This window comes from Asticcacaulis currens (assembly GCF_028550395.1).
GTDB lineage: Bacteria > Pseudomonadota > Alphaproteobacteria > Caulobacterales > Caulobacteraceae > Asticcacaulis > Asticcacaulis currens.
Map to the genome: position 1 here is coordinate 220,432 of NZ_JAQQKW010000007.1, position 9,588 is coordinate 230,019.

The 9,588-nt window shown below is 60.9% G+C and carries 8 protein-coding genes; all 8 read left to right on the top strand.

All coding sequences use genetic code 11. The features are described from left to right. The first annotated feature begins 78 nt into the window (after nucleotides 1-78). The gene (locus tag PQU94_RS13315; RefSeq protein WP_272741933.1) at nucleotides 79-2,982 is read left to right on the top strand and encodes a transcriptional regulator; all 2,904 of its coding nucleotides are present in this window, start codon (nucleotides 79-81) and stop codon (nucleotides 2,980-2,982) included. Nucleotides 2,983-3,025: 43 nt separating this feature from the next. Then, nucleotides 3,026-3,676, top strand: coding sequence for a hypothetical protein (locus tag PQU94_RS13320; protein ID WP_272741934.1), 651 nt, complete (start codon nucleotides 3,026-3,028; stop codon nucleotides 3,674-3,676). Between the two features lie 9 nt (nucleotides 3,677-3,685). Then, a complete protein-coding gene (locus tag PQU94_RS13325) occupies nucleotides 3,686-4,135 on the top strand; it encodes a hypothetical protein (protein WP_272741935.1) in 450 nt (149 codons plus the stop codon). 138 nt (nucleotides 4,136-4,273) lie between these two features. Beyond that, entirely contained in the window at nucleotides 4,274-4,789 is a 516-nt protein-coding gene (ssb, locus tag PQU94_RS13330) for a single-stranded DNA-binding protein (protein ID WP_272741946.1), read from the top strand. Between the two features lie 326 nt (nucleotides 4,790-5,115). Then, nucleotides 5,116-7,872 (top strand): DNA gyrase subunit A, encoded by a 2,757-nt coding sequence (gene gyrA, locus PQU94_RS13335; protein ID WP_272741936.1) that lies wholly within the window; start codon nucleotides 5,116-5,118, stop codon nucleotides 7,870-7,872. A 35-nt stretch (nucleotides 7,873-7,907) separates the two neighbouring features. Further along, nucleotides 7,908-8,399 carry a pantetheine-phosphate adenylyltransferase gene (coaD, locus tag PQU94_RS13340; protein WP_013480556.1) on the top strand — a complete coding sequence of 164 codons (492 nt, stop codon included), beginning with the start codon at nucleotides 7,908-7,910 and terminating at the stop codon, nucleotides 8,397-8,399. Beyond that, on the top strand, nucleotides 8,399-9,232 hold the full coding sequence (locus PQU94_RS13345) for a peptidylprolyl isomerase (protein WP_272741937.1): 834 nt from the start codon (nucleotides 8,399-8,401) through the stop codon (nucleotides 9,230-9,232). The genes coaD and PQU94_RS13345 overlap by 1 nt, the downstream gene beginning before the upstream one ends. A 123-nt stretch (nucleotides 9,233-9,355) precedes the next feature. Further along, on the top strand, nucleotides 9,356-9,588 hold a 233-nt coding region (locus PQU94_RS13350), incomplete at its 3' end, for a transposase domain-containing protein (protein ID WP_368407073.1).

Here is a 9,588-nt window from a genome sequence, read left to right on the forward strand (position 1 = left end):
AAAACCCTGCTTTTGAGCGCGGGTTAACGCTTCTTAAGGTTTGATCGGCGATAATGGGGTCGCAATGGAACCGGTGGCATGACCCTATCGTTCGATACCAGCCTGCTGACGAGTTATTTCAACTCGAAAGTTCGCGCCTCGGCGGGGACGTCGAATACGCCTGCGCCGACGACGGCGACCAGCCCCACCGGGACTACGCGCGCCCCCACCGCCCCGTGGGAAAAGGGCGGCACGCCCGACGACACGCTGGTCAAGAACATACTGGCGGGCAAAAGTTTTATCCGCGAATCGGCCGTCACTCTCGATCTGGCCGGCGCTTCGGCGGACTATAAGAAGCTCTACACCCTCTACACCGGACTGAATTCCCTGCGCGCCGTAGCGGCCAAGGCGCAGTCCATAATGACGGGGGCCAATGCCGACTCGATAACCAACAAGACGGAACTGAACAGCCTGCGTCGGCGCTTCGATTCGGGTCTTACCGAGGTCAGCGGATACGTTAAGGATGCCGAGTACGAGCATCTGGACCTGATTCAGGGCGCCATTACCGATAAGCTGAAATCGACCGTCGGCGTGCCGCGCACCAACACCACCTATCTGGCCAAGGATATTCATTCGGGCACCGCGACCAGCGAGGTCGAGGCCTTAAAGGGGGCCGTGGTCTTCGATATTGCGGTCAAAAAGACCGGCACCGCCACGCCCATCAACGTCCATATCGACCTGTCGGAAATGGGCGGCGATACGCGCTCCATGTCGAACGTCGTCACCTATATCAACGGCAAGCTGAAGGAGGCTGGTCTTTCGACCAAGTTTGCCGTGCAGCGCACACCGGGGACGGACAAGACCGTTGAGACCAACGGCAAGACGGTCAAGGTCGGCACCAATCCCGATACCTTTTCCCTGAAGATTCAGGGCGACTCCACCGAGGCCCTGAGCTTTACGGCGGCTTCCACCGGCGATTCCGTCTTCGTCGTGCAGAAGACCGGCGACACCGACAAGACGACGAAATACAATAAAGAAACCAAGAAGTTCGAAACCGTCACCCCCAAGCAGACCACGGGCCTCGTCAAGTTCAACACGGATGGCGATACGGTCTCGGCCCCCGGCGACACCTTCTGGACCGCAGGGCGCAGCGTTCAGAACGATCTGGAAGGCTCGATCAAGACCGTCCATCAGAGTGTGTCGGGTCCGGATGGCTCGGTCTATGTGCTGGCCGATGTGGACGGTACGGTCGATGGGCAGACCATCAAGGGCACGCAGGATGTGGCCCTGATCAAGTACGATTCCGCCGGGCATGTCGTCTATACGCGCACGCTGGGCGCGGCCGATACCGCGACGGGCTATGCGCTGAGCGTCGGCTCTGACGGCAAGGTGGCGATTGCCGGGTCCGTGACCGGCACGCTTTCGACCGTCACGACCAAGACCTCAACCTACACGGTGGGGGACAAAACCTTTTCGACGACCAGCACCACAGAGGATACCGGCACGTCCGGTACCAACAAGACGGTGGCCGACAGCTTTGTGACCGTCTTCGATGCCGCGGGTCAGGAAATGTGGACCAAGCGCTTCGGCTCCAACGAAGACGACACGGCGCTGGCCGTATCGTTCGGCGCAGACGGTTCGGTGCAGGTGGCGGGCAAGACGCGCGGCGTTATGCAGGGCGGTGTCGGTTCGGCCGGCGGCTTTGACGCCTATGTGCGCAGCTTCGACCCTACGGGCAAGGTGACGGCGACGGTGCAATATGGCACTTCGGGCACCGATCAGGCCAATGCGGTGGCGGTGGACGGCAATACGCTGTACGTCGCCGGTGTCGAAGACAGCAATATCGTCCTGCGCGCCTATGACATAACCAATCCGGCCAAGCCGACCTTAAGCGGCACACGCACTCTGGGCGGCATCGGCGGAGGGCAGATCGGGGCCATCGACGTTTATAATGGCAAGGTCTATGTCGGCGGTTCGACCGGCAATGACAGCATACTGGGCGGCGGGTCCGGCAGCACGGCCTTCCACGGACATTCCGACGGCTTCGCGGCCACCGTATCGACCGATTTCAACTCCACCGCCGGCGACAAGGTCGTCTATTACGGCGGCGCGGGCGAAGAAAAGAACGTCCGGGTGCAGTTCACTGACGGCAAGGTCTATTTTGCCGGACAGACCGAAGGCGAGATCGCCGGCACGACTAAAATCGGCGAGGCCGACGCCTATATCGCCCGCATGGACGTTGACAGCGGCACGTTGGAATGGAGCCAGCGCTACTCCGGCAAGGATGGCGAGGTCGATCCGCAGTCCATCGCCGTGACCAGTGGCGGGGCCTCTGTGCTGGATAAGCTCGGCCTGCCCAAGGGGTCGATCGAATACAAGGACTCCACACTTCTGACCTCTGCCACGTCGGCGCGGGCAGGGGACTCGTTTTACCTGCGCGATTCCAGCGGTTCGCAGAAGAAGATCCTCATCGAAGCCAATGAAACCCTCGATACCCTGGCCAAGAAGATCCAGCGTGCCGCCGGTTTCAAGCTGAAGGTGAGCGTGGCCAAGGTGGCGGGCAAGCCTGAGTCGCAACTGATCATCGAGCCGCAAAACAAGTCGAGCCAGATGGAAATCGTCAAAGGCCCGGCGGGTAAGGACGCTCTGGAGGGGCTGGGTCTGACCGAAGGTCTGGTCCGTTCGGAACCGGATAAACCCTCGGCTTCCGCGTCAGCCTCGGCGTCGAAAAAGGCGGCGGCGGATACCGAAAAACTCTTCGGTCTGAAGTTCAATGCCGATGTGAACCTCAATTCGGAAGAGAGCATCGCGGCGGCGATCAAGACGCTGGACGACGCCCTGAAGAATGTGCGTTCGGCCTATCGCTACCTGCGCTACGGCGAAGATACGACGTCGTCGGACGATAGCAAGAAGAAGGCCACGTCCTCCGGTTCGACCGCCTACTGGAATGCCCAGGCTTCCAACTATTCCGCTGCGCTCTCCCGCTTGACAGGCGGCGCATAAACAGGCCTTTAGGGGGTGTTACTCACCTCCGAGGGGATGGATTATGGCGCTGAATCGAAAGCAGACGATCTGGCTGGCGGGCGCGGGCGGGGCCCTGCTGCTGGCGGTGCTGATCGGATGGGCGATTTCCAGTTCGCAAAAAGAAACGCCGCGCATGAATACCGAGGGTCCGGGCCTTGTCCTCGACATCGACGACGCGCCGACCCTTGATGCCAAGAAGACGCTGCGCTGTTTCGTCAATGGCGAATTTGTGGGGCAACTCACCATTGCGGACTGCGCCAAAAAGAACGGTGTGGCCGCCAATGCCCTGGATGTCGGTGTCGATGAAAGCGGTGAAATGACGGCCGCCCCGACCGCCTCTCTGGCACCGCCGCCGGTCATTTCGGCCGATAAGGTCGCGCCTGTGGTGGTCGAGTCCGGGGAGCCGGTGGCCGCAACCGCCCCGACCACCGGCCCGGCGGGGGCCTGCCTGCGCTTTGCCGGCAACGAGTGGACGCGCCTGTCGGACGGTATTTCGCTCAATGCCTGCGCCACCCTGCTGTTTGACGGCCGCTGCGAGCGTCCGGGCTCGGCGTCCTATGGTCGCTGGGGGTCTCAAACCCTGCGCCTGGTGCCCAAGCGCGTGGAAATCTCCGACGATAACAAGACCTTCCGTACCCTGCTCGAACAGGGTCAGGGCTGTTCGGTCAAGTAGGAGCCATCAATGACGACGAAACCTGTTCTGTGGCTTGTCGCGGGCGTGGCCTGTGTGGCTCTGGCGGGCTGTGAAAAGCCCGCCGTCGAAGCACCTGACGCGCCGAACGTGTGCTTCCATATCGGCTTTCCCAAGGATCAGCCGCCGAAGTTCAACATCATCAAAAAGGACGTGCCGTCGCTCGAATATTGCGCGGCGCATCTGGATGCCCTGCGTATCAAGTTCCTCAGCATGGGCTCGCCGCGCAAGGAGATTGTCGGGGCCTATAATGGCACCTTCCTGTGGTCCACGCCGCGCGGTATCCGCATCTCGCGTCACTTCGAAGGTCCGGCCATGCCCTTCCTGACCAAGGCCCCGGACGGGCGTCTGGTCATCCCCAGTGCTTTCGAAGTGCCGCGCGACCGTAACTTCTCCGAACCGCAGACCCTGCCCGACAACCTGCCCGAAAAAAAGAAATAGACACGGGTTCGTCTGCGGCGCGAAAAGATGTGAACAAAACGTTAACACGCGCTTGGCAGGCGGCTGTTTGCGGCCTATGCTGCCGCCCTGGAATTTAATGTGTCCGCCGAATCGCGGGCAGAACGGAAGGCGCAGCGCATGGCGGGCTCGGTCAACAAGGTCATCATTATCGGCAATCTGGGCAAAGACCCGGAAATCCGCACGCTCAATTCGGGCGAGCGCGTCGCCAACCTGACGGTAGCCACCTCGGAACAGTGGCGCGACAAGATGACGGGCGAGCGCAAGGAAAAGACCGAGTGGCACCGCGTCGTCATTTTCAACGACAATCTTGCCAAGATTGCCGAGCAGTATCTGCGCAAGGGCTCGACCGTCTATCTCGAAGGCTCGCTGCAAACCCGCAAGTGGACGGATCAGCAGGGCGTTGAAAAATATACCACCGAAATCGTGCTGCAACGCTTCAACGGGAATCTGACGCTTCTGGGCGGCCGCGGCGACAGCGGCGGCGGCGCGTCCTCCGGCGGCTATGATCAGGGCGGCGGCTATGGCGGCGGTTTCGATGATGGTGGCTACGGAGCCCCGGCCTCTTCGGGCCCGAAGGCACAAGGCTCCGGCCCCAAGCAGAACTTCGATCTGGACGACGAAATTCCGTTCTAAATTGGGACAGGTTCGCACCCAGGGCCTGCGGTCATGCCGCAGGCCTTTTTTGTGGGTGTTCCGGCGGGTCTGCACGCAAAATAAATGTTAACAGGCGGGGTCTGAAACCGCTCAAAAGGCCTTCCGGATTTGGGGATTAGTCGCAAAAGTGCTACGGTGCGCGTTAACCAGTGCGCCGACGTGTGATTCCCGTCCGGCACCTGGAGCGCATACCCAAAAGTGTGAAACGGTTTTGGGCTCACATGCGCGACCAAACAAAATGTTAGATCGGGGTTCGATGCAATCTGAACGAAACCCGATCGTGACTATGCAATGAAACGGGCTTCATGACCGATACTCCTGCTACCGGCCTGCCGGCGCCTCACGGCATTTCGCACGTCACCATCGAGGATGAACTCAAACGTTCCTATCTCGATTACGCCATGAGCGTTATCGTTTCGCGCGCCCTGCCGGACGCGCGCGACGGCCTGAAGCCCGTGCATCGGCGCATCCTTTACTCGATGCACCAGTTGAAGATGACGCCGAACGCCAGCTATTCGAAGTGCGCGCGCGTCGTCGGTGACGTGCTCGGTCGCTTCCACCCGCACGGCGATCAGTCGGTCTATATGGCGCTGGTGCGCATGGCGCAGCCCTTCTCGATGGGGCTGCTTCTGGTCGATGGTCAGGGCAATTTCGGCTCGGTGGACGGTGATGACCCGGCCTCGATGCGTTATACCGAAGCGCGAATGGCCTCCGCCACCACGGCGCTTCTGGCCGACATTGAACTGGATACGGTCGATTTCCAGCCCAATTATGATGGCAAGGAAGAAGAACCGACCGTCCTGCCGACGCGCATCCCCAACCTGCTGGTCAATGGCGGCGGTGGTATCGCGGTGGGCATGGCGACGAACATCCCGCCGCACAATCTCGGCGAAGTCATCGACGCCTGTCTGGCCCTTCTGGACAATCCGGAGCTCACCACCGAAGAATTGCTAGACTATGTGCCGGGGCCCGACTTCCCGACGGGAGGTGAGATCATTGGCCGCTCCGGCGCGCGTCAGGCGCTGCTCACCGGGCGCGGCTCGGTCATTATGCGCGGTAAGGCTTCGGTCGAAACCATCCGCAAGGACCGCGAAGCCATCATCATCACCGAAATCCCCTATCAGGTGAACAAGGCGGCGATGATCGAGCACATTGCCGAGATGGTGCGTGACAAGCGCCTCGAAGGCATTTCCGATATCCGTGACGAGTCGGATCGTCAGGGGATGCGCGTGGTGGTCGAGCTGAAGCGTGAGGCTTCGGGCGATGTGCTGCTCAATCAGCTCTATCGCTATACGGCCCTGCAATCGAGCTTCGGCGTCAACATGCTGGCGCTCAACCACGGTCGCCCGCAGCAGATGGGTCTGCGTAAGTTGCTGGAAATCTTCCTGGATTTCCGCGAAGAGGTGGTCGTTCGCCGCACGAAGTTCGAACTGAACAAGGCGCGCGACCGCGGCCATGTGCTGGTCGGTCTGGCCATTGCGGTGGCCAATATCGACGAGATCATCCACATAATCCGCTCCTCTGCCGATCCGTCGGAGGCGCGTGAGCGCCTGACGGCCCGCAACTGGCCTGCGGGTGATATGACACCGCTGATCGACCTGATCGCCGACCCGCGCTCGATCGTCTTCGAAGGCGGCGAAGTTCGCCTCACAGAAGAACAGGCGCGCGCCATCCTGTCGCTGACCCTGTCGCGTCTGACGGGTCTGGGCCGCGATGAAATCTTCGGCGAAGCCCGCTCTCTGGCCGATGCCATTGCCGGATATCTGGCCATACTGTCGTCGCGCGAAAAGATCATGGGCATTGTGCGCGAGGAACTGGTCGAGGTCCGCGCCAACTATGCCCTGCCGCGTCGCACCACCATCGTCGATGGCGAAGCTGATCTGGAAGACGAAGACCTGATCCCGCGTGAAGACATGGTGGTGACCGTCACCCATTCGGGCTATGTCAAGCGTACCCCGCTCAGCGCCTATCGAACCCAGCATCGTGGCGGCAAGGGCCGTTCGGGCATGGCGATGAAGGACGAAGACGCCATCACCGGCATCTATGCGGCTTCGACGCACCAGCCGATGCTGTTCTTCTCCTCGACGGGTAAGGCATACAAGCTGAAGGTGTGGCGTCTGCCGCTGGGCAATCCGCAATCCAAGGGCAAGGCCTTCGTCAACCTGTTGCCGCTGGACAAGAACGAGACGGTGACCAACATCCTGACCCTGCCGGAGGATGAAGCCACCTGGGATCGTCTGGATATCCTGTTTGCCACGCGCTCCGGCGACGTGCGCCGCAATAAGCTGTCGGATTTCGTCAACGTCAACCGTGCCGGCAAGATCGCCATGAAGCTGGAAGAGGGCGATGCCATTGTCGGGGTGGCGCTGTGTACCGAAGATCAGGACGTGCTTCTGTCTACGGCGTCCGGTCGCTCGATCCGTTTCGCCGTCGATGAGGTGCGCGTGTTCAAAGGCCGCGACTCCACCGGCGTGCGCGGCGTGCGTCTGGGCGAGGACGACACGGTTATCTCCATGGCCATACTGCGCCGCGTCGATGCGACGCCGGCCGAGCGCGCCGCCTACCTCAAGCACGCGGCCTCGTTGCGGGCGGCGGTGTCGGGCGAAGGCGAAGATGCCCCGGTGGGGGTCGAAGAGGACGCCGAAGAGGGCGCGGAAGACGCGTCGCTGAGCGTCGAACGTATTGCCGAACTGGGCGCGGCGGAAGAGTTCATTCTCACCATCGCCGATACGGGCTTTGGCAAGCGGACCTCGTCCTATGACTATCGCCGCACCGGTCGCGGCGGTCAGGGCATTGTCGCCATCGACCTGTCGAAGCGCGGCGGCAAGCTGGTCGCCTCCTTCCCGGTCGAAGACACCGATCAGCTTCTGCTGGTCACCGATGGCGGGCAACTGATCCGCACGCCGGTGTCGCAGATCCGTGTGGCGGGCCGCAACACGCAGGGCGTGACCATCTTCCGCACCTCCGGTGAAAAGGTCGTCTCGGTCGAGCGTCTGGCCGAAAGTGCCGAGGACGACGGTCCGGATGAGGCTGAGCTTGCCAGCGGGGGCGATGCCGGATAAGGGTTTGCCCGGTAAAAGATAAGGAGCCACATCAGATGGCCAAAAGGATAGGGCTTTACCCCGGAACCTTCGACCCGATCACCAACGGACACTCGGACATTATCGGCCGGGCGGTTAAGCTGGTTGATCATCTGGTGATCGGGGTGGCGCGCAATACCGGTAAGGCGCCGGTCTTCACGCTGGACGAACGGGTCGAGATGTTGCGCGAAAGCTGCGCTCCGTTCGCCGATCGTGTCGAGGTCTTGCCCTTCGACAGCCTTTTGATGCACTTTGCCGAGGAACTTGGGGCGTCTGTCATCATTCGCGGCTTGCGCGCGGTGGCCGATTTCGAATACGAGTTTCAGATGACGGCGATGAACCAGCAGATGAACCGTGAGATCGAGACGGTGTTTCTGATGGCTGATCCCCGACATCAGGCGATTGCGTCCCGATTGGTCAAAGAAATAGCCCAATTGGGCGGCAACATCGCGCCGTTCGTTTCAAAAAGCGTCGCTGAGCGGCTCTTGGCTAAGGTTGGAAAAGAGTAATGACGTCTATGATGGGGGCTGCGCGCGCGGCAGGTCTGGCAATCGCCGCAACGCTTCTGGCCGGTGCCGCTATGGCGGCGACGCCGGGCTATCGTCCGGTCGATGCCGAGAACACGCTGGTGATCGACACGAACAAGGGCCGTGTCATCGTTGAAATGTATCCCGAACTGGCCCCGCAGCACGTCGAGCGCATGAAGACGCTGACGCGGCAGGGCTTTTACAACGGGCTGAAATTCCACCGCGTCATCGAAGGCTTTATGGCCCAGACGGGTGACCCCAAGGGGACGGGAGAGGGCAATTCGAGCCTGCCCAACGTACCAGGTGAATTTATCATTCGTCGCGACACCACGCTCGATATCACGCCGCTGAAGACCGAACGCGGCATCCTGACGGGCTATGTCAAGGCCCTGCCGGTACAGTCGCAGGTTAACGACCTGATGGCAATCACCAGGGACAGCAAGGTTGAAACCTGGGGGCTTTATTGCTCAGGTACGCTCGGCATGGCGCGTGCGGGGGACCCGAATTCGGCCAACAGCCAGTTCTTCCTGATGCGCTCCTATACGGATGCGCTGGAACGCAAATATACGGCCTTCGGCATGACGCTGGTCGGGCTGGAGGTGGTGCGCAAGCTGAAGCTGGGTGAGCCGCCGGTCGATCCGGATGTGATGACCAAGGTGCAGGTGCTGGCCGATATGCCGGAAGCCGATCGCCCGAAGATCGAGGTAATGGACACCCACTCGCCGGAATTTGCTGCGGTGATCGAAGCCAAGCGCAAGCTCAGCCCCGCCGGCCTCACCGGTTGCGACGTGCCGGTGCCGGTTAAGGTGAACTAATTCGAACAAATGACTGAAAATAAAAAGGCCTCCCTTTGCGGGATAATGCGGTTCACTTAAGAATCATTCAGTAAAATATATGAGCCAGGATGGTGATTCGTTCATCATTCTGGCTTTACTTTCATGCGCGCTCGCATTGGGCATCATGTTGATTTAACGGCTCTTTCCCGCTCGGTCGATGTGGGGTGGATCTCGCAGGCCTTAGCGGCGACAGGCAAGGCGAGTGTACGGCGCCGTAAACTTCCTGCGGAGCAGGTGGTGTGGCTGGTGATAGCGCTCGCTCTTTATCGCCATCAGTCGATTGCGGATGTGGCTGCCCATCTTAGCCTTGCTTTGCCCGACGAGGTGAATCCCGA

Excerpts from the sequence above, each read along its gene's own strand:
- gyrA (WP_272741936.1), top strand. The coding sequence starts at position 5,116 with ATGACCGATACTCCTGCTACCGGCCTGCCGGCGCCTCACGGCATTTCG.
- coaD (WP_013480556.1), top strand. The coding sequence starts at position 7,908 with ATGGCCAAAAGGATAGGGCTTTACCCCGGAACCTTCGACCCGATCACC.
- PQU94_RS13345 (WP_272741937.1), top strand. The coding sequence starts at position 8,399 with ATGACGTCTATGATGGGGGCTGCGCGCGCGGCAGGTCTGGCAATCGCC.
- PQU94_RS13315 (WP_272741933.1), top strand. The coding sequence starts at position 79 with ATGACCCTATCGTTCGATACCAGCCTGCTGACGAGTTATTTCAACTCG.
- PQU94_RS13320 (WP_272741934.1), top strand. The coding sequence starts at position 3,026 with ATGGCGCTGAATCGAAAGCAGACGATCTGGCTGGCGGGCGCGGGCGGG.
- ssb (WP_272741946.1), top strand. The coding sequence starts at position 4,274 with ATGGCGGGCTCGGTCAACAAGGTCATCATTATCGGCAATCTGGGCAAA.
- PQU94_RS13325 (WP_272741935.1), top strand. The coding sequence starts at position 3,686 with ATGACGACGAAACCTGTTCTGTGGCTTGTCGCGGGCGTGGCCTGTGTG.